Here is a 20,690-nt window from a genome sequence, read left to right as displayed (position 1 = left end):
AAGCGCCGTCTGCCGGGGAATTTTGCAACCGGTAGCGTGCGCGATTACACTGCGTTTTTTCAGCCAATGATTGAAGGTGCTTATGTCTCAGCCTTATCAGCGCCAGCCGCTGCCGTTACCTGGCGGCCACAAAAAAGTCCTTTTGCACTCCTGCTGTGCGCCCTGTTCCGGTGAAGTAATGGAGGCGATGCTGGCATCCGGCATTGACTACACTATCTATTTCTACAACCCAAATATTCATCCGCTTAAAGAATATGAGCTGCGCAAAGAGGAAAATATTCGTTTTGCAGAAAAATTTGGCGTGCCGTTTGTGGATGCTGATTATGACCGTGATGACTGGTTTAAACGGGCGCGCGGCATGGAATGGGAACCGGAGCGCGGCGAGCGCTGTACCATGTGCTTTGATATGCGCTTCGAACGTACTGCGTTATATGCCCATGAAAATGGTTTTCCGGTGATCACCAGTTCGCTGGGTATTTCACGCTGGAAGAATATGCAGCAGATAAATGATTGCGGTGTGCGTGCGGCGGCCCACTATCCCGACCTGCTTTACTGGGAATTTAACTGGCGTAAGGGCGGCGGATCGGCGCGGATGATTGAAATCAGCAAGCGCGAAAGTTTTTATCAGCAGGAATATTGCGGCTGCGTTTATTCACTGCGCGACACCAATCGTCATCGCGTTACGCAGGGCCGTGAGCGAATTCAGATTGGTGTGCAATATTATCAGCCGGACGATATCTGATCACAGGCTGCGGGCTGACTCTGCCGCACCATAGTGATGAGCAGACAAGCTAATGTTCTGGGTGATGCCGCAGCCGCTTTTTTCACGGGTTTCGGGCCGGGCATAGCGGCATAACGCGCAGGGATTGGCGGCTTCAGATAACTGCTGCCGCGCCGCCTCATCCAGATGACGCCGACGGCAGACGCTCGGCGTACAGCCCATCACCTGCTTAAATGAGCGGGTGAACGATTGCTGGCTTTCAAAATGGTATTTTAGCGCCAGGCTAATAATTGGCGTGCGGCTATTTTTCAAATCATTGACACAGGCAGCCAGCTTGCGCTTGCGAATATAACGCGCCAGTGTTTCATTGTGATAGCGTGCAAATAATTTCTGTAAATACCATTTTGAATACCCGGCTTTTTCCGCAATATCATCAACGCTTAACCGCTGATCGAGATTGTTATCAATCCACTCGGTGACAGAGAAGATCACACTTTCATTATATTTACGCTCATTCATAACATCCCCCTTGTTATCGTCGGCGCAGTTTAAAATAACTTATCTTTTTCTGCCCATTTGTTACGTAAAGATTTATCAGGAAATGAATCGTTATCTCCGCCAGCGCTGTTTTAATAATCATTTGATAATGGGGATGGTTTGTTTGTAATTATAATGTTGATGAAGTGGGTGAAATTAGTAGAGTGAATAAGCGGAAAGCGTAATTTTAATTAAACGGTTTCGCTTAGCGCAATTTTACCGATAGCGAAGCTAATCAGCGGCAATCGAATCACTGACATCGCACAGCCCATCAATACACTTTTCGGTGCTTCATGCCAGGCTTAAGCCGCACCGTTAACCTTACTTTTAACTTACCTTTAACTGGAGAACTCTGGATGAGCCCGACATACGCGTTGAAGAAACCGCTTGCCGCCTTGCTCACCTCGCTGGCTTTACTCAGCACGGCACCGGCACTCGCCGCCAGCGTTTACGGCGAGCAGCTGGAAGGATTTGATTATCCTTACCCTCTGCAGCATTTCAATTTTTCCTCCCAGCAGCAACCGCTGAGCATGGGCTACATGGATGTGAAACCGGCGCAAAAAGCCAACGGACAAACCGTGGTGCTGATGCACGGTAAAAATTTCTGCGGCGCGACCTGGGAAGAGACGATTCGCGCACTCAGCCAGCAAGGCTACCGCGTGGTAGCGCCCGACCAGATCGGTTTCTGCAGTTCAACCAAACCGGCCCATTATCAGTACAGTTTTCAGCAGCTGGCAGAGAACACTCATCAGCTACTGGCGCAGCTGGGGGTAGAAAAAGCGGTGATCATCGGCCACTCCACCGGCGGGATGCTGGCAACACGCTATGCGCTGATGTATCCGGCCGGGACGCAGAAGCTGGTGCTGGTCAACCCGATCGGGCTGGAAGACTGGAAGGCCAAAGGCGCGCCGTGGCGGTCTGTCGATCAGTGGTATCAGCGCGAACTGAAGCTGAGTGCCGAAGGGATTAAGAAATATGAGCAGCAGACCTACTATGTCGGACGCTGGAAACCGGAGTATGACAAATGGGTCGATATGCTGGCGGGCCTGAACAGCGGGCCTGGACACCAGAAGGTGGCATGGAACTCAGCGCTGATCTACGACATGATTTTCACCCAACCGGTGTTCTATGAATTCAGCGATTTGACGGTGCCCACCACCCTGATGATCGGAACCGCCGACACCACCGCGATTGGCAGCGATATCGCGCCTGCAGCGGTCAAAGCGCGGCTCGGTGATTACACTGTGCTGGGTAAAGAGGTGACGAAGCGGATTCCGGACGCGCGGTTAATTGAATTCCCGGGAATGGGTCATGCGCCACAGATGGAAGAGCCGGCGAAGTTTAATCAGACCCTGCTCGACGACCTGGCGCGACAGTAACCCCCTCAGGCGTAATCGGTCAGGCGCACGGGCGCCTGCCGTTACAGCAGCGCGCGCTTCTGTTTTTTATTGCGGTACATTTGCTCATCGCTGTCATGCAGTAGCTGCTCCAGCGATCGCGGATGGGCCGCATCAAACTCCACCACGCCATAGGAGAAGTGCAGATGGTAGCGGCGGTTCAGGCTGACCGACTGCTGGGCTAAGTAGCGGGCAAACTGCTGCAGCAGCGCTTCCGTCTGCTGCTGTTGCAGGCCGTTAAACAGCACCACAAATTCATCGCCGCCTAAGCGGGCGAACAGATCAGAATGTTTAAACACCACTTTCATCGCATCAGCAAAATCCATCAGCGCCCGGTCGCCCTCGCGATGGCCGAGTGAGTCATTGATCTGCTTAAATTTATCCAGGTCGAGAAAGGTCAGACAGGCAGGCCGGTTCTTCATCCGGCACTCGTTCAGCACCATCTCACCCAGCGTCATAAAGCCACGGCGATTGGTAATCTGCGTCAGCTCATCGCAGGTTGCGGCCTGAAACGCCACCAGTTCCGCTTCGGCCATCGCCGCCAGGTCGCGTAGCGTGGCCCGATCTTCCTCGTCGAACTGGCGTGGCTCACGGCCAATGATGCACAGCGTGCCCATTTTCGCGCCGCCCGGTGCCCGCAGCGGGCAGCCGGCATAGAAGCGAATGTGCGGCTCGCCGGTCACCAGCGGATTGTCATAAAAGCGTTCATCGGCGGCGGCATCTTCGACGATCATGATCTCATCCTGCAGGATGGCATGGCCGCAAAATGAGATATTGCGGGGCGATCCGGCGGGCTCAAAACCCTGGGAAGATTTAAACCATTGGTGATCGGCTTCCAGCAGGCTGACTAAGGCAATCGGAACGTCAAACAGGCGGCGCGCCAGACGGGTCAGACGATCGAAACGCTCTTCTGCAGGGGTATTCATAATATTCAACGCACGCAACTGCGATAAACGTTGTGCCTCATCGGCAGCGATCTCGGGTGCTTTCATCGCAGAGCCCTTTATTTTTTGGTGAAGCCAGGTTCTGGTGTGTGCCTTACGGCAAAGAAAAAAGACAGTGATCGAAGCGATTCAATTCACTGTCTTATTGAGGAGGGGATCAGAGCACTTTTTGTTCGGCGAGATCAAGCGCGAAATAACTGAAAATCAGGTCCGCACCGGCACGTTTAATTGCACCCAGGCTTTCCAGCACCACATTGCGTTCATCAATTGCACCGGCCTGCGCAGCAAATTTGATCATGGCGTATTCACCGCTCACCTGATAGGCCGCCAGCGGCAGCTCAGTGCGCTCGCGGATGTCACGCAGGATATCCAGATAGGCACCTGCCGGTTTCACCATCAGCGAATCTGCGCCTTCCGCCGCATCAATCAGTGATTCACGGATCGCTTCACGACGATTCATCGGATTCATCTGGTAGGTCTTACGATCGCCTTTCAGCGCGGTGCCCGCTGCTTCACGGAACGGACCGTAAAACGACGAGGCGAACTTAGTCGAGTAAGACATGATGGCGGTCTGGGTAAAGCCCGCCGCGTCCAGCGCCTGACGAATCGCCTGCACCTGGCCATCCATCGCTGCAGAAGGGGCGATGAAGTCCGCGCCCGCCGCGGCCGCCACTACCGCCTGCTTGCCGAGGTTGATCAGCGTCGCGTCGTTATCCACGCCGTGATCGCACAGCACGCCGCAGTGACCGTGACTGGTGTATTCACAGAAACAGGTATCGGACATGACGATCATTTCCGGCACGGTCTCTTTGCAGATGCGCGACATCCGCGCCACCAGGCCGTTTTCATTCCAGGCATCGCTGCCGGTGGCATCGGTATGGTGTGAAATTCCAAAGGTCATCACCGAGCGGATACCGGCTTTCGCGATGCGTTCAATCTCATAGGCGAGACGTTTTTCCGGAATACGCATCACGCCAGGCATCGCCTGAATCGCTTTGTAATCGTCAACACCCTCTTCAACGAAAATCGGCAGAGCCAGATCGTTCAGGCTGAGGGAAGATTCCTGGAACATTTCGCGCATTGACGCGCTGGCGCGCAATCTTCTTGGGCGCTGGATAAGGGAATAATCAGGCATATTCATTCTTACGCAGGTGAAAAAAGTGACAACAGTTTACTCCCTTTGGCGGGGAGGTATGAAGGTTTGTGTGCGGTAACGGCGCGGGAAAAAACTCTCCCGCCGGGCGGCGGGAGAGGGAGACGATTACTCGTTAATGTCCGGGTGCTGCTGCACCAGGTTTTTACGTTTCGCTTCGAGGCGGGCGATCTCTTCGTCGATATCTTCGATTTTGTGCTCGATGTTATCGTGATGCTCCTGCAGGATTTCGCGCGCTTCTTCCATGTCAGAGGCGGCTGGCGTTGCACCTTTCAGCGGTTTATTGGCGGTCTCTTTCATGAACAGACCGGTAATCAGGCCAATGACCGCAACCACCATCAGATAGTAGGCTGGCATGTAGAGGTTGCTGGTGGTTTCTACCAGCCAGGCGGCCAGAGTCGGGGTCAGACCGGCGATCAATACCGAGATGTTAAACGCACTGGCCAGCGCACTGTAGCGGATGTGGGTCGGGAACATCGCCGGCAGCGACGAGGCCATCACGCCGGTGAAGGCGTTGAGGATCACCGCCAGCAGCAGCAGACCAGCAAAAATCAGCCCCAGCACACCGCTGTTGATCATCATAAAGGCCGGAATCGCGAAGATCATCAGGGCGATACTGCCGATGATGACAAACGGACGACGGCCGAAACGGTCACTCATCATGCCGATCATCGGCTGGACGAACAGCATACCGATCATGATGGCGATGATAATCATCACGCCATGATCTTCGCTGTAGTGCAGGTTATGTGACAGGTAGCTCGGCATGTACGTCAGCAACATGTAGTAGGTGACGTTAGTGGCAATCACCAGACCGATACAGGAGAGCAGGCTGCGCCAGTGTTTGGTCGCAATCTCTTTGAATGACACTTTCGGGCCATCCTGCAGGCCTTCGCGGTCGCCCTGTTCCAGTTTGTCCACGTGCTGCTGGAATGCCGGCGTCTCTTCCAGCGCATGACGCAGGTAAAGACCGATAATCCCCAGCGGCAGCGCGACGAAGAACGGCAGACGCCAGCCCCACTCAAGGAAACTCTCTTCGCCGATAATGGAGGAAATCAGCACCACCAGGCCCGCACCGAGCACGAAACCGGCAATCGAACCAAAGTCGAGCCAGCTTCCCATAAAGCCGCGTTTGCGGTCAGGCGAATATTCGGCCACAAAGATTGAGGCGCCAGTATATTCACCGCCGACCGAGAAGCCCTGCGCCATCTTGGCTAACAGCAGCAGAACCGGTGCCCAGATGCCGATCGAGGCATAGGAGGGTATCAGGCCGATACAGAAGGTACTGACCGACATGATGATGATGGTGATGGAGAGGATTTTCTGACGACCATATTTGTCGCCCAGCATACCGAAGAACAGCCCACCCAGCGGGCGAATCAGGAAGGGAACAGAGAAGGTGGCGAGCGCCGCAATCATCTGCACGCCCGGCGAGACGTCCGGGAAAAACACTTTACCCAGCGCGTAAGCCACAAAGCCATACACACCGAAGTCAAACCACTCCATCGCGTTACCCAGAGAGGCCGCGGTGATGGCTTTACGTAAACGGGCATCATCGATGATAGTCACATCATCAATGCCAATTGGTTTTACACGCTTCCTACGCAATTTCATAGAATTACCCTGTAATGGAACATGAAAGTCCTCAACGGCGCGAACCGAGCGGAATCGTTCAGACCGCGGCGTTGAGGAAATTAAAGCATAGCCGTAAACAGGTGCATTTTATCGGCTAGCCAACGCAATAATTAGTGCCGGGATTATTGCATTAAGCGGCAGAGTATACCGTTTTTAGGTTATATCTGTCATGTTTGGCCTAAAAGTGAGCCGTCGGGCCACTAGTTTACCCTGTTTATCACCCTGAAAAAAATAATCACTCTGCGTGATGAATGACGCTTTTTTCAGCAGAGTTGCCGCCATTTCTGCCGCTTCGGTTAGTTTTCAGGCGATTTACTGCGGATAGGGGGCGGGTGTCAGCGATGCTGAAACATTCAGATACATTTACCGGATGAGCCGAGCGCTGGCGAAAAGATCAGCAGCAGCGCGCAGCGCGGTGAAGCCGGCTGGCGGGTTGAGGCTGGCGAAACGGCAGCCAGGGTCGCCGATATTTCGCGCTGATAACTGGCTGGCAACCGTGGGATGTCAGAGGGGATCGTCATGCTGTAACGGGCGCTGTCCGTGTTGCTCCAGCCAGGCGATCAGCGCAACGTTATCCATCGGGCGGGCATAGTAGTAACCCTGAATAAACACCACGCCACGCTGTTGCAGATAGCGGAACTGCAGGGCGGTCTCAACCCCTTCGCCCAGCACCTGCAGCTGCAGTTTATGGCTGAGGTTAATAATGGCGTCCAGCACCGGCGTTTCACCGTCCAGCGATTCAATGGCGTTAATAAAGCCGCGATCGATTTTCAGGTAGTCCAGTGCGAAAGTCTGCAGATAGCTCAGTGAGCAGTTGCCCGTACCGAAGTCATCAATCGCCACCTTCATGCCGATCTGCCGCAGCTGTTCCAGCTTACGCGCCACACCTTCGCCATCTTTAATCAGGCTGCGCTCCGTCAGCTCAAGAGTGATCACGAACTGCTTCTCTTTCACCCGCTCGGCAAAATGCAGCATATCGCTGACAAATTCAGGATGCTGCAGATGATCGGCGGCAACATTAATCGCCAGATGGAAGTGCGCAGGCACCTGCCAGCCTTGCACATCCTCCGCAATCAGATCGAGCAGATGACGGGTCAGCGGCACAATCATCCCTTCGGCTTCGGCAGCACCGATAAAAATGTCCGGCCGCACGCCAATGCCATCGGGCATGGTCCAGCGCAACAGCGCCTCCACGCCACTGCAGCGTTGCAATCGATCGTCATAAACCGGCTGATAGTGCGCCCTGAACTGGCCGCCAGCGATAGCGCGACGGATCTCATCACGCCAGGAGATACGGCGTCGGAGCCAGTTGGAGGTCAGGATCATCAGCAGAATGGAAAAAATGGCCGCCATCGGCAGGAAGATAAACAGCACCTGTCGCCAGGCCGTTATCAGTTCGCCCGGCGGCGCGACCACCGTAACGCTCAGCGGATAACGCCGGGAAGTGGCCTGGTAAACCAGCGGTTCAAACCAGCCCTGCGCGGTGGTTTGCGCTGCGCCATAAGCGATCGGCGCGCCGCCGCTAAACTGCATGCTCAGCTGATAGCCGCGTGCGCTGCCAATCGCCCGCATAAAATCGATCAGATACTGGCCATCAATCACCGCCCAGAAACCTTCTCCGCCCGGCAGTTCACGCACGAACAGCACCGCCGGACGATCCGGCACCGCGTACGTCCCGGCGATCGACAAACTCCACCAGGCTTTGCCGGTCACCGGCACATCGCGCATCATCATTTCTGCTAGCGAGCCAGAATTTAACCCGTAGGCGGAAGAGCAGGCAATCTGATCGTTTTCCAGTTTACCAATGGCCCGGAAATAGGCGTTGAGCGTGCCGAGTCGCTGCAGGGTATCTTCAATCTGGCTGCAGGGCTGATTCTGGAACTGGCGTAGTGAGCTGATCATATCCCAGGCGCTGTCGCTCATTTTCTCGGCCTGAGATAAAAGCGTATTGGCGGCGCTCACCTGCTGCTGGTGGACCGTATGACGAGCATCGAGGGCGGTGAAAAAAATGCCAAGTATTAAGGGCAACACGCCGGATACGATGATAATCAGCCTGGCGTAATCGCGTTTTCGTTGCAATATCGGCACCGCAAAATCCTCTGAGTGTTATAGGCGTTATGAGGAGGTGCTAATCAATCGGCGCAGCATAGCATGTCTCCGGGCGATGCAGGTTAGCGTTTTGGCCATCAACAGAACTGATTAAGGTCAATTATCGTCCAGAGAATGCATTAGTTGACAATGTTTTGCTTTTGCTGGCATTCAGACATGATTTTAAACGTATTCCGACCACAATGGCAGGTCGCCGGACGGCAACGCCGGTTGCTGAGGCAGGGCGGGGCAGGACAAGATGGCGGCAGAACGGAACGCTCAACGGTGACACCGGCCCCGGCCGGCAGCAGGCCGAACCCAGGGCCAGTCGGGTTAACTCAGTGGTTAAAATAGATCTGTTTCAGGGCCACTTCGACACCACGTAATTCCGCCAGTCCTTTAAGACGTCCAATGGCAGAGTAGCCGGGGTTGGTGCGTTTGTGCAGATCGTCCAGCATCTGATGTCCGTGATCGGGCCGCATCGGGATAGCCCGATGGTTGCCTGCCTGCCGCCGACGCTGCTCTTCAGCCAGAATCACTTTGATTACCCCAACCATATCGACGTCGCCTGCAAGGTGGGCGGCTTCGTGGAAGCTGTTGGGATTGTCCTCACGTTTGGTGGCCCGCAGGTGCACAAAATTGATCCGGTCGGCAAAGGCTTCCGCCATCTCAACCAGCGGATTGTCGGCGCGAACGCCATACGAGCCGGTACAGAAGCAGAAGCCGTTATGCAAACTATCGACCGTCTGTTTCAGCCACTGCATATCTTCCTGAGTCGAGATAATGCGCGGCAGGCCGAGAATCGGGCGCGGCGGATCGTCCGGATGCACCGCCAGTTTGATACCCACCTCTTCCGCCACCGGCACAATGGCGCGCAGGAAGGTAGCCATATGCTCGCGTAACCGGGCTTTATCTATGCCGTCATACTGCGACAGCTGCGCCTGGAACTGCTCCAGAGTGTAACCCTCTTCGGCACCCGGCAAACCGGCAATAATATTGCGCACCAGGGTGTTTTTTTCCTCTTCGCTCATGGCGGCGAACAGCCGGGCGGCGGCCTGCTGCTCGGCGGCGCTGTAATCCTGTTCGGCACCCGGCCGTTGCAGCAGATGCAGTTCAAAGGCGGCAAAGGCGTCGGCGTCAAAACGCAGCGCTTTCGCCCCGTCCGGCAGCGTCCAGGCGAGATCGGTGCGGGTCCAGTCCAGTACCGGCATGAAGTTGTAGCAGACGGTATCAATGCCACAGGCGGCCAGGTTGCGTATCGACTGCTGATAATTAGCAATATAGCGAAGGTAGTCGCCGCGCTGGGTCTTGATCGATTCATGCACCGGGATGCTCTCGACCACCGACCAGACCAGCTCCTTTTCCGCCAGCAGCGCCTGGCGGGTTTTAATCTCCTCGACCGGCCAGATTTCGCCGTTAGGAATATGGTGCAGCGCGGTTACGATGCCGGTTGCGCCAGCCTGACGGGCATCATCCAGCGAGACCGGATCGTTCGGGCCGTACCATCGCCATGTATGTTCCATATTTACTCCTCAACTGTGATGTGGCCCAGTGGTCAGGCCGCTGGACCAAGAGTATGATAGTCAGCAAAATGGGGCCGTGATCCGGATCGCAGCATGACAAACTGCACCCGCGGCTCAGCCAGATAACAGGAGAGGGTGATGGCGCTGCCAGTGGTAAAAACCGAACGTCTCTATCGTCAGATTGCCAACGCCATTATGGCGGGCATTGAACGCGGCGAGTTTGTCGCCGGTGGGATGCTGCCGCCGGAGCGTGAGCTGGCGAAGCAGCTGGGGGTCAGCCGCTCTTCAGTGCGTGAAGCGTTGATTGCGCTGGAGATAACCGGCTGGGTCGATATCCGCACCGGCACCGGCGTCTATGTCTCCCAGCCGTTGCCTGAGGCGGCGGCCACGCCGCAGGAGAGCGAAGCCTGTAGCCTGCAGGACCTGTTGCAGGCCAGAGAAGCGTTTGAAGGAATGCTGGCGGGATTTGCCGCGCGCAACGGCACTACGGCGCAGCGCGCCGCCCTGTTAGTGCTGACGGCGGAACTGCAACAGCATGCTGAAAATGATGCTGCCTTTCTGGAGCAGGATAAGCGCTTTCATCTGCTGATTGGTGAGATGAGCGGCAACGACCTGCTGCGTGAGCTGCTGGAACAGTTATGGAACAAGCGCCACAGCCCGCATGTGCAGCGGCTGGAGCGCCATTTTGCCGATAACAGTTTTGCCCTTGAGATGAACGCCGATCATCAGCAGATCGCTAACGCTATTGTGGCCGGTGACGAAATAGCGGCCCGTCAGGCGATGGAGAATCATCTGCGCCACGTTCAGCAGCGGCTACTTGGTTAAGCCGCGCGCCCGTTTCGGTCGTCCGGTACCCAGCATAATCGCCAGCCGGCTGCCGCCCGGCGTGGTCTCCATCAGGATTTTGGTAATGCTGGTGAGCGGCACCGACAGCAGCATACCGACCGGACCGAGCAGCCAGCCCCAGAACACCAACGACAGAAACACCACCAGGGTGGATAAACCCAGTCCCCGGCCCATCAGGCGCGGCTCCAGCATATTGCCAAACACCATATGGATGGCGGTAAACAGCGCCGCTACCATCGCCGCATCAAACAGGCTGTTGAGTAATAACGCCTGTAGAAAGGGCGGAATGCCGGCAATGATCGGGCCGATATTGGGAATGAAGTTGAGGATAAACGCCACCACACCCCACAGCAGCGCAAATTTCACATCCAGCAGATAGAGGCTGAGCCACACCGCCAGACCGGTTATCACACTCACCAGCGTCTTCAGCGCCAGATAGTGCGTTACCCCTTTCAGCGCTTTGTGCAGTCCGGCGATACGGATCTTGGGGTTAACCAGCGCGTTACGCATTTTGTAGGGCAGGTGATGCACTTCAAACAGCATAAACACCACGGTCAGGATCAGCAGCACCGTATTGGTCATCGCGCCCGAAAAGCCGCTCAGCGCCACCGTTGCCAGGTTCATCATGGTGTTCGGGTCGAAGCGCTGAATTAACACATCGGTCGAGATGTTGAGGTGAAAGCCGGCCGCCAGATGCTGCAGCACCGTCATTTTCTGCTCCATGGTGGCGCGCAGCTGCGGATAGAGATCGGAGAACTCACTCATTGAGCTGGCCAGTACCGCGCCAAGCAGCAGGATGACGAAGAAGATCACCGTGATAACCAGCGTAATCGCCAGCCCACGGCGAAAACCGCGCCGCATCAGCATGGTGACCAGCGGGTTAAGCACAATAGCAAAAAAGGCCGCCAGCAACAGTGGCACCAGAATATCGGACGCGGCGCGCACGCCGGCGAGGATAATCACCAGCATCGCCAGTTTGATCAAAATATTTTGTCCGATTTTTTCCCGTTGCAGCTCGCTCATTCCCTCTCCCGTCACACAAATTGGCTGAGGAAAGTGTAGCTGAAGTAAAATTAACAAGCTGATTTATCAGAGAAACGGTAAAAACAGCCGCCGGATTTGAGTCCATCATAATCTCTGATACGCCAGCCGATAAAAACCCGATCGCCCTGACCCGACATTGGCAGCGTTAGCGTGGATGACAAAAATGACAACCACCGATCGCTGCCGGGATGCGTTGTCGGTGAAAGCGGGTATAGTTAACAGTTAACCGTTACCTTTCAGCTAACTACGCACGTGAGGACTGATGCCTGACCAACCTGCAGCGGAGCCGACTACCGCATCCGGTAGCGTAAAAATTTCTCTGCTGATCCTCTCTATCGTGATCTATAACTTTGCCAGTTATCTCACTATTGGTCTGCCACTGGCGATTCTGCCGGGCTGGGTGCACGACACTCTCGGCTTCAGCGCCTTCTGGGCCGGGTTAGTGATCAGCCTGCAGTATGTGGCGACATTACTGAGCCGGCCGCATGCCGGACGCTATGCCGATCTCTGGGGACCCAAGAAAGTGGTGGTGATCGGGCTGGTGGGTTGTCTGATCAGCGGCGTCTGTATCCTGCTGGCGGCGCTGACGCTCGACAGTCCGCTGCTGAGCCTGACGTTATTGTGCATCGGCCGGTTGATCCTCGGGGTCGGGCAGAGTTTCACCGGCACCGGCACTTCACTGTGGGGCGTGGCGCGGGTCGGTTCGTTGCACATTGGCCGGGTGATTTCATGGAATGGCATCGTCACCTATGGCGCGATGGCAATTGGCGCGCCGCTCGGCGTGCTGATCTACCGACTCGGCGGACTGCTGTGGCTGTCGGGGATTATCATCGCCATTTGTCTGGTGGGGATTGCCGGGGCACTGCCGCGCCCGGCCGTCAAAGGCAGTAAAGCCAGACCGCTGCCGTTTCGCGCGGTACTGGGGAAAATCGCTGGCTTCGGCGCGATTCTGGCGATGGGCTCTGCCGGTTTCGGCGTGATTGCTACCTTTATTACTCTGTTTTATCAGGATAAAGGCTGGGAAGGTGCCGCCTTTGCGCTGTCGCTGTTCAGCGGGGCTTTCGTCGGGGCGCGGCTGTTGTTTCCGAACGCCATCAACCGGCACGGCGGTTTGCGGGTTGCCAGTCTCTGTCTGGCGGTGGAAGCGATCGGGCTGTTTCTGGTGGCCGCCGCTGGCGATCCGTGGATGGCCAAAGCGGGTGCCTTTCTCACCGGTGCCGGTTTCTCGCTGGTGTTCCCGGCGCTGGGGGTGGTGGCAGTGAAAGTGGTGCCGCAGCAAAATCAGGGTAGCGCGCTGGCAACCTACACCGCCTTTATGGATCTGTCGCTTGGCATTACCGGGCCGATTGCCGGGCTGATCATGAGCTATGCCGGGGTTTCTCAGGTTTACCTGCTGACGGCACTGCTGGTCTGTCTGGCATGCGTCTGCACGCTGCGTCTGCAGTTCAGGCAACCGGCCACAGAGCCGCATCAGGGATAAAAAAAGGCCCCGACCGGGGCCAAACGTCTTTTCAGACACAGATAAGACTATGTTCAGGACTATGTGTAAGACTATGTTCAGGACTATGTTTAAGGCTGTGTTCGCGCGGTGACAGGTGACGCGCAGGTTCAGGCCTGCAGCAGTTCGATACTGTAACGAATCTGGCGTTCAATCTCAGCCGGCGTCCAGCTATCCAGCTGGCTGGAGAACGGTTCAAACGCGTAAATTCCCTTGTAACCGAGCATCTCCAGCCGTTTGACCTGCACCACGCTGTTCAGGACATCACTGTCGCTTAACATCACCCGTTCCTCATCAGTCAGTTCCGCCGTCGGGCGCAGATCTTCCACTCCAGAGAGATGCACCAGCCCGATTTGCTCAACATCAATGCCCAGCGGAAACTCCTGTTCAGCCTGCTCATACAGATGATGATGGAAGGTATCCAGCACCAGCTTAAACGGCACCGCGGCCTCAGCAATCAGCTGCTGTGCCTGCACAGCCGAACGCAGTGAGCTGACCGGAAACCCCAGCGGCTCGACCAGCCCCTCAATCCCATAATGGGCAAAGCGCGGAGCCAGCTGCTGCATTGCCGCCACGGTCTGCTGCGGCGATATGTCGATGCCCTCATTCAGCGGGCACATCACCAGCGCGCGGGCACCAATCCGTTGCGCCTGCTGTAACAATGCTTCCGCCCGGGTCAGCAGATCGTCATCAATGCGGTTAAAAGGATAGAGGGCATTAATGGTGACGATATCAATGTGGTATTTGTCGGTCAGCGCGCGCAGCTGTTCAGCAGTGAGGCCGTCAGTGACCCTGCCGCCCGGCATATCATTACGCAGCTCTACCTTGCTCAGCCCCAGGCGCTGGACCAGCTGGAAAAAAGCCTCCAGTGAGAGACGGGGCGCGATTTTGCGATTAATACAGAAGCGGGTGGGATCGATGGCCATGCTGCGACTCCGGTGACAGGGAAGAGGAAGATAGGGCTAAAGAGAACATTTATTTCATTATTTATGAATTATGAAATGGTAATTATTAGATCAGCCTCGCATTAATTTCATATTCCGTTTCACTGCGGACCGGTAAAAGTGGATCTCGCCTGCAAGAAACGTCGCCTTTTTGCCTGCCGAACGGATTTGTCAACGGCCGTAAAGAGCCTGACAGGCTGGCGCTGGCCCGATTTGCAGGGGCATCGGCCGGGGGACCAAAAAAATGCGATCTGTGCCGCTAAAAGGAAATTTTCTAAAAATATCCATTTGAAAAATTTGTTCCACTGTAATAGTTTCATAGCACGCTTTCAGGTTTGCCTGATCAGGCTGCGGGACAGGCCGTACAGAGGCCGCACAGTAAGTCTGCAGGGAACTTAACCATTTAAAGAGGCAACATCATGACTATCACAGGAAACTTTATTGGCGGTAAAACCACCTTCAGCGCCAGCAACGAAACTATCCCGGTTTACGATCCGGCAACCGGAAAAGTGGTACGTGAACTGACGCAGAGTACTGCTGACGAAGTGGCTCATGCGATTGAGGTTGCGCACAACGCCTTCCCGGCCTGGTCAAAAACCTCACCGCTGCGCCGTGCCCGTGTGCTGTTCAACTTCAAAGCGCTGATGGAACAACATCGCGATGAACTGGCGGCGCTGATTGTCTCCGAACATGGCAAAGTCTGGTCTGATGCGCTGGGTGAACTGACCCGCGGCATTGAGGTGATTGAGTTTGCCTGCGGTATCCCGCACCTGCTGAAAGGGGAATACTCACCGAATGTCGGCAGTGGCGTTGACAGCTACTCGCTGATGCAGCCGGTCGGCGTCGTGGCGGGCATCACGCCGTTCAACTTCCCGGCGATGGTACCGCTGTGGATGTTCCCGATCGCGCTTGCCTGCGGCAATACCTTCGTCCTGAAGCCGCCGGCGCTCGATCCGTCTGCCGCGGTCCGCATGGCGGAACTGCTTACCGAAGCGGGTCTGCCAGATGGCGTATTTAATGTGGTACACAGCTCAAATGAAGATGCTGAACAGTTGTACAAAGATCCGCGCATCGCGGCGGTGAGCTTTGTCGGTTCATCCGGCGTAGCAGAACACATCTACAAAACGGCCAGCGCTCACGGTAAGCGAGTCCAGGCGTTTGGCGCCGCCAAAAACCACGCCATCGTAATGCCGGACGCCGATCTGGATGCCACCGTGAACGCCATTATGGGCGGCGCGTTTGGCTCTGCGGGCGAGCGCTGCATGGCGCTGCCGGTGGTGGTCGCGGTCGGTGATGATACGGCTGACAAACTGATTGCCCGCCTGACGCCGCTGGTGAAAGCGCTGCGTGTCGGGCCTGGCATCAATAAAGGCGCTGAAGAGAATGAGATGGGGCCGGTGGTTTCGGCGGCGCATCAGAAGAAAGTGCTCGGCTACATCGATAAAGGCGAGCAGGAAGGCGCGAAGCTGGTGGTGGATGGCCGCACGATTCAGGTAGCCGGTCACGCCGAAGGTTACTACGTCGGCGGCACGCTGTTTGATAACGTCACCTCTGAGATGGTGATCTGGCGTGAAGAGATTTTTGGCCCGGTGCTGAGCATCATGCGTGCGCCGGACTACGACAGCGCGCTGCAGCTGGTTAACAGCCATGAGTTTGGCAACGGCAGCGCCATTTTCACCAGCAACGGCAACACCGCGCGTGAATTTGTTCAGAACGTTGAAGCCGGCATGGTCGGGGTAAACGTGCCGGTTCCGGTGCCGATGGCTTTCCACAGCTTTGGTGGCTGGAAGCGTTCGGTGTTCGGCGCGCTTAACGTCCACGGTCCGGACGGTGTGCGTTTCTACACCCGAATGAAAACCGCCACGGTGCGCTGGCCAGCGGGTCAGCAGACCGTTTCAGAATTCAGTATGCCTACGCTAAGTTAATTCAATGAACTCTGTTTGAGATGCCCGACCGGCAGGCTGCATTACAATGGCCTGCCGGTTAGCGGTTTCAGGCGCCTGGTTAAATCCGGGCTACTGCGGCGGCGAACGCATCCATCATGCAGAGAGGAGGAATGGGATGTCTTTACTTTCGAAAGCACAAGCACCTGATAGCCAGGGCCGTATTCAGCATGTCACACCGGAGCGCGCTGGCTGGCGTTATGTCGGCTTCGACGCTTATCTGCTGAAAAAAGGTGAAACCCTGCGTCTCAGCAGCGGTGATAAAGAGCTGTGCCTGGTGTTAGTCGCCGGGCTGGCCTCGGTGAAAACCCGCCATGCAGAATTCCCTGGCATCGGAAAGCGCATGTCGCCGTTTGAACGCGTGCCGCCGTGGTCAGTCTATGTCCCGCATGACGATGAAGTCGAGGTGCAGGCCGACAGCGATCTGGAACTGGCGGTCTGTAGCGCGCCGGGTCACGGTAATCTGCCTGCGCGGCTGATTGCGCCGGAAGATGTCGGGGTTGAGCATCGCGGGAAAGGGCGTAACCAGCGGCTGGTTCACAATATTCTGCCGGATAATAAACCGGCTGACAGCTTGCTGGTGGTGGAAGTCTATACCAATGAGGGCGATACCAGCTCTTATCCCAGCCATAAGCACGATCAGGAAGAGAGCGAAGACGAAACCTATCTGGAAGAGACCTATTATCACCGTTTCGATCCGGAACCGGGCTTCGCCATGCAGCGGGTTTACACCGACGATCGCTCGCTGGACGCCTGCATGGCGCCCTACAATCGCGATGTGGTGATGGTGCCGCGTGGCTATCATCCGGTGGCGACGCTGGCGGGTTACAACAACTACTACCTGAACGTGATGGCCGGACCGGTGCGGCTGTGGAAGTTTACCTGGGAGAAAGATCACGCCTGGGTCAACAGCGACGACTATCCGCGTCAGTCATAACCGCTCCACCGCTGGCGGTGACTCAGCTCACCGCCGACCAATAAAAAAGGCAGCATGTTGGCTGCCTTTTTTAATTGCCTGAATCAGGGCGTTTCCGCATTGTTCAGTGCCAGTGATACTGCCAGCGTCTGCGCCAGACAAAGTGATGCAACCTGCGACCGGAAGCCATCTACCTGCGCTTCACGCACCACAAAACAGACGTCGCTGAAGGCGGCCAGTGGGCTGACCTGGCTGTCGGTGATGGCGATCTGATGCGCACCGCGCTTGGCACCCATTTCAACCACTTCAACCGCTTCACGCGCATACGGCGAATAGCTGATGGCAATCACCACATCTTTAGGATTCACCAGGCTGAGCTGTTCGGTAAACATGCCGCCGAGGCCGTCGATCAGGAAGGCCCGACGCTCAAGATGGCGCAGCGCATACACCAGATAAGAGGCAACGCTGAAAGAACGGCGCAGGCCAATCACATAGATATTCTCGGCCTCGTTCAGCAACTTCACCGCTTTGTTCAGCTGCTCTGGATTAACCTGCATCGCCAGCTGTTGTAACGCCTGGCTGTTAACCATGGTAAACACGTTGAGGATCTCAGCCGGGCTTTCGGGCGCACTGGCGCTGTCATCGGTTGAGGTCTGGCGGAACAGACGGGCGCGTTCAGTGTAGTTAACCGTCTCTTCCATCAGGTGCTGACGAAAAACCTGTTTCATTTCGTTGAAGCCGCTAAAGCCAAAGGCGTTGGCAAAGCGAATCAGGGTTGATGGCGGAACATCAGCCTGCTGGGCGATAGAGGCCACGGTATCAAAGGCAATGCTATTGCTGTTATCAAGAATGTAACGCGCAACCTGTTTAAGACGTTTGCTCAGCGTTTCGTAGCGGCGACGAATATCGTCCTGCAATAAAGAAAGTTGGGTGGGATTATTGGTCATTACTTCTGCCCGTGTAATAAGAATAATGGCTGGATAATGAGCGCTATAGTACCAGATGGATGGAAAATTTCATTTGTTTGCGTCAACAGAGCGGTTTATTTCATGGCTTTATGAATTGCTTCACAGAATGTCCCGACGCGGCCAGCTGGAGAGGCAACCGGTGGCGCGCGAGCAGGAAACGGCGCGGATTCGCGACGGTCAGGGAGATCAGAGTGAGGATAGCAGGGCGGATGAGCAGAAGAATAACGGTGGGAGATATAAAAAAGCCATCCTCAGGCTCTGAGGATGGCGTCTGGCGGGCTGCATCAGGCGCGGGCGGCGCGCCAGTACTCAATCAGCCGCAGGTAATTACCTTTTACGGTGTCGATCAGCGACTGATCGTCCAGCTCGCCCTGTAACCACTGGCGCGATGGCTGACCAAAAATCGTCCGGCCGACGGCAAATCCTTTTACCCATGGCGCTTTTGCCGCAGCGGCGAAACCGGCTTTGAGCTGCTCTTCCGGTGCGTCCAGACCGAGTAGCAGAATGCCGCGGCAGTGCGGGTCCTGCTGTTCAATCAATCCGCTGATCGCCTGCCAGCTTTCGGCTGACAGCGGCGGCAGTTTCCACCAGTCCGGCTGAATGCCGAGGCTGTAGAAGTGGCTGAGAATATCAAAATAGTAACCTTCATTACGATCCGGGTTGCTCTCCGGCAAAATCACTTCCAGCAGCAGTTCATGGCCACTTTTGTTACAGCCGTTCCAGACATCCAGAACCTGCTCATCCTGCTCTTTACGCAGTTCGGCGCTGTCGTGCGGATGATAAAATACCAGGCATTTCACCACGTGCTCGGCTGGCCAGTCGATTAGCTGTGAGCCGATGTTGCCATGTTCCAGCCGCAGCGGGCGCGAACCCGGCAGTTCAATCGGGCGACCAATCCACCACTGTTTACCGGTAATCGCATTCAGCGCTTTCTGGCCGTAAGTGGTATCCGCCAGAATACCACTTTTGTTCTCCAGCCCGGCGGTTTGCGCCGCTTCCTCGGCCGCTTTCAGCAGCAGCAGTTTTAGCTGTGGAATTTTGCTGTCATCGACGCCCGCTTCGCGCGCCATGTCCACCAACTGTTTGCGATGGTCAAAGGCGAACACGTTCAGTTCCGGCCACTGCTGTTTGCGGGTGGTCACGCGGTGCAGATGGTTAAGGCGGCTGTCGAGATCGGGCCGTTTCACCTCATTATCGCGACTCAGAAAATCATCCAGCTCCGCTTTGGTCGGCATGGCGGGCGCGCAGCCATGGCGTGACACCACCAGTGCGCCGCAGGCGTTGGCGTAGCGACACGCCTGTTCCCAGCCCTCATCGTTCAGCCAGCCACGCAGCAGGCCGGACATAAACGCATCGCCTGCGCCCAGCACGTTTAACACTTCGACCTGCACCCCGCTGTGCAGCCGGGTCTGTTCCCAGCTATCCGGGATCTCACCTTCAAACACCACGCAGCCCAGCGGACCGCGTTTGCAGACCAGCGTCGCCTGACTGGCCTGACGCACGTTCTTCAGGGCGGTCAGCGTATCGGTGCTGCCACCGGCAATATGAAACTCTTCTTCGGTACCGACGATTAAATCGAAATAATGCACCACTTCCTGTAGCTGCTGCGTCACCTGCGACGATTCAATGAAACGGGTTTCACCATCGCCGAGCGAGGTCAGTCCCCACAGCACCGGACGATAATCGATGTCCAGCGCGGTGCGCAGGCCGTTGCGGCGGGCAATATCCAGCGCTTTCAGCACCGCTTCGCGGGTCTGCGGGTGAGATAAGTGGGTGCCGGTCACCGCGACTGCGCGCGAAGAGGCGATAAAATCTTCCTGCACGTCGTCCGGCACCAGGCCCATATCGGCGCAGTTATCACGGTAGAAAATCAGCGGAAAAGTCTCTTCATCTTTAATACCGAGGATCACCATGCCGGTCAGGCGTTTTTCGTCGGTGATTAAGGCATCGGTATTACAGCCGACGCGCTGCAGCTCTTCGCGCAGAAAGCGACCATTGTGCTCATCTCCCACCCGCGCCAGCATCGCCGATTTCAGCCCCTGAATCGCGGTGCCATAGGCGACGTTGCCGGAGGAACCGCCCAGATATTTGGCGAATGAGGTGACATCCTCCAGCCGCGCCCCGATCTGCTGACCATAAAAATCGACGGCGATGCGCCCGATACAAATCACATCAAGCCGCTTCTGTTGTGTACTCATACCTGTGGTTTCCTTCTGTGATTAGCAGACACTGCGGGCAAAAAGCCCGACGACGCGCGGTTTGCTTCCGGGTCTATAGGTGCCTGATTGGCTATGAGGGCAGTATGAGGAATAAAAATTCCAAGTTCAATATGAAATGAAATATCCATCGCGATTTTGTGAACCAGGTAAAACTCCTGATCCCGCTCAGCGATAGTCGTAAGCAGGCTGGCGGTGCCCGGCATATCAGGGTTGTGAGAGAGATCGCAGGAATCTCCTTGCTAACAGAGGAAGCTACTGAAGTGAAATGAATTTTTTCATCGTTCTATGATGTCCGTAAAACGTTCCAGTTTTCC

17 protein-coding genes are annotated in these 20,690 nt (G+C 56.0%); 6 read left to right on the top strand and 11 right to left on the bottom strand.

Features of this window, described 5'->3' with window-relative positions; genetic code table 11:
• The first annotated feature begins 82 nt into the window (after positions 1-82).
• Positions 83-742, top strand: a complete 660-nt coding sequence (locus AC6I8D_RS18755) for an epoxyqueuosine reductase QueH (RefSeq protein ID WP_031375263.1) — start codon at positions 83-85, stop codon at positions 740-742.
• On the opposite strand, the gene AC6I8D_RS18750 is transcribed toward AC6I8D_RS18755, so the two are convergent.
• The gene (locus AC6I8D_RS18750; protein WP_312054239.1) at positions 743-1,240 is read right to left on the bottom strand and encodes a helix-turn-helix domain-containing protein; all 498 of its coding nucleotides are present in this window, start codon (positions 1,238-1,240) and stop codon (positions 743-745) included.
• Between the two features lie 374 nt (positions 1,241-1,614).
• Here AC6I8D_RS18750 and AC6I8D_RS18745 point away from each other — a divergent pair, with 374 nt between their 5' ends.
• Entirely contained in the window at positions 1,615-2,637 is a 1,023-nt protein-coding gene (locus AC6I8D_RS18745; RefSeq protein WP_497820575.1) for an alpha/beta fold hydrolase, read from the top strand.
• Positions 2,638-2,678: 41 nt separating this feature from the next.
• Here AC6I8D_RS18745 and AC6I8D_RS18740 read toward each other — a convergent pair whose 3' ends face one another.
• The 6 genes from AC6I8D_RS18740 to uxuA form a co-directional block, all read right to left on the bottom strand.
• The gene (locus AC6I8D_RS18740) at positions 2,679-3,647 is read right to left on the bottom strand and encodes a GGDEF domain-containing protein (protein ID WP_312054241.1); all 969 of its coding nucleotides are present in this window, start codon (positions 3,645-3,647) and stop codon (positions 2,679-2,681) included.
• A 109-nt stretch (positions 3,648-3,756) separates the two neighbouring features.
• Complete coding sequence (gene hemB, locus AC6I8D_RS18735) at positions 3,757-4,734, bottom strand: porphobilinogen synthase (RefSeq protein WP_312054243.1); 978 nt, start codon at positions 4,732-4,734, stop codon at positions 3,757-3,759.
• A 126-nt stretch (positions 4,735-4,860) separates the two neighbouring features.
• Positions 4,861-6,366 (bottom strand): glycine betaine/L-proline transporter ProP, encoded by a 1,506-nt coding sequence (gene proP, locus AC6I8D_RS18730; RefSeq protein WP_312758826.1) that lies wholly within the window; start codon positions 6,364-6,366, stop codon positions 4,861-4,863.
• A gap of 374 nt (positions 6,367-6,740) precedes the next feature.
• Positions 6,741-6,908, bottom strand: a complete 168-nt coding sequence (locus AC6I8D_RS18725; protein WP_164092189.1) for a hypothetical protein — start codon at positions 6,906-6,908, stop codon at positions 6,741-6,743.
• Entirely contained in the window at positions 6,892-8,475 is a 1,584-nt protein-coding gene (locus AC6I8D_RS18720) for an EAL domain-containing protein (protein ID WP_497820574.1), read from the bottom strand. Before AC6I8D_RS18720 ends, AC6I8D_RS18725 begins: the two co-directional genes overlap by 17 nt.
• Positions 8,476-8,813: 338 nt before the next feature.
• Positions 8,814-9,998 carry a mannonate dehydratase gene (uxuA, locus tag AC6I8D_RS18715; RefSeq protein WP_497820573.1) on the bottom strand — a complete coding sequence of 395 codons (1,185 nt, stop codon included), beginning with the start codon at positions 9,996-9,998 and terminating at the stop codon, positions 8,814-8,816.
• Between the two features lie 138 nt (positions 9,999-10,136).
• Between uxuA and AC6I8D_RS18710 the strand changes: the two genes are divergently transcribed.
• A complete protein-coding gene (locus AC6I8D_RS18710; protein ID WP_497820572.1) occupies positions 10,137-10,823 on the top strand; it encodes a FadR/GntR family transcriptional regulator in 687 nt (228 codons plus the stop codon).
• Here the strand turns inward: AC6I8D_RS18710 and AC6I8D_RS18705 are convergent.
• Positions 10,812-11,867: an AI-2E family transporter gene (locus AC6I8D_RS18705; protein ID WP_312054248.1), complete on the bottom strand. Its 1,056-nt coding sequence runs from the start codon at positions 11,865-11,867 to the stop codon at positions 10,812-10,814. The genes AC6I8D_RS18710 and AC6I8D_RS18705 overlap by 12 nt on opposite strands.
• 283 nt (positions 11,868-12,150) lie before the next feature.
• On the opposite strand from AC6I8D_RS18705, the gene AC6I8D_RS18700 reads away from it, so the two are divergent.
• Positions 12,151-13,368, top strand: coding sequence for an MFS transporter (locus AC6I8D_RS18700; protein WP_312054250.1), 1,218 nt, complete (start codon positions 12,151-12,153; stop codon positions 13,366-13,368).
• A gap of 128 nt (positions 13,369-13,496) precedes the next feature.
• Here the strand turns inward: AC6I8D_RS18700 and AC6I8D_RS18695 are convergent, their stop codons facing one another.
• Positions 13,497-14,312, bottom strand: coding sequence for a TIM barrel protein (locus tag AC6I8D_RS18695; RefSeq protein ID WP_497820571.1), 816 nt, complete (start codon positions 14,310-14,312; stop codon positions 13,497-13,499).
• A gap of 437 nt (positions 14,313-14,749) precedes the next feature.
• Between AC6I8D_RS18695 and AC6I8D_RS18690 the strand changes: the two genes are divergently transcribed.
• Both AC6I8D_RS18690 and iolB read left to right on the top strand, forming a co-directional pair.
• Positions 14,750-16,255, top strand: a complete 1,506-nt coding sequence (locus tag AC6I8D_RS18690; RefSeq protein WP_312054254.1) for a CoA-acylating methylmalonate-semialdehyde dehydrogenase — start codon at positions 14,750-14,752, stop codon at positions 16,253-16,255.
• Positions 16,256-16,391: 136 nt separating this feature from the next.
• A complete protein-coding gene (gene iolB, locus AC6I8D_RS18685) occupies positions 16,392-17,210 on the top strand; it encodes a 5-deoxy-glucuronate isomerase (protein ID WP_312054256.1) in 819 nt (272 codons plus the stop codon).
• A gap of 83 nt (positions 17,211-17,293) precedes the next feature.
• Here the strand turns inward: iolB and AC6I8D_RS18680 are convergent, their stop codons facing one another.
• Positions 17,294-18,136 (bottom strand): MurR/RpiR family transcriptional regulator, encoded by an 843-nt coding sequence (locus tag AC6I8D_RS18680; RefSeq protein WP_046289370.1) that lies wholly within the window; start codon positions 18,134-18,136, stop codon positions 17,294-17,296.
• Between the two features lie 305 nt (positions 18,137-18,441).
• On the bottom strand, positions 18,442-20,355 hold the full coding sequence (locus AC6I8D_RS18675; protein WP_312758835.1) for a bifunctional 5-dehydro-2-deoxygluconokinase/5-dehydro-2-deoxyphosphogluconate aldolase: 1,914 nt from the start codon (positions 20,353-20,355) through the stop codon (positions 18,442-18,444).
• Between the last annotated feature and the right edge of the window lie 335 nt (positions 20,356-20,690).

Source organism: Pantoea sp. X-Soil-MYKO-1785 (assembly GCF_059730675.1).
Note: the sequence above shows the minus strand (reverse complement) of the source record. Positions and strands in the feature narration are given on the sequence as shown.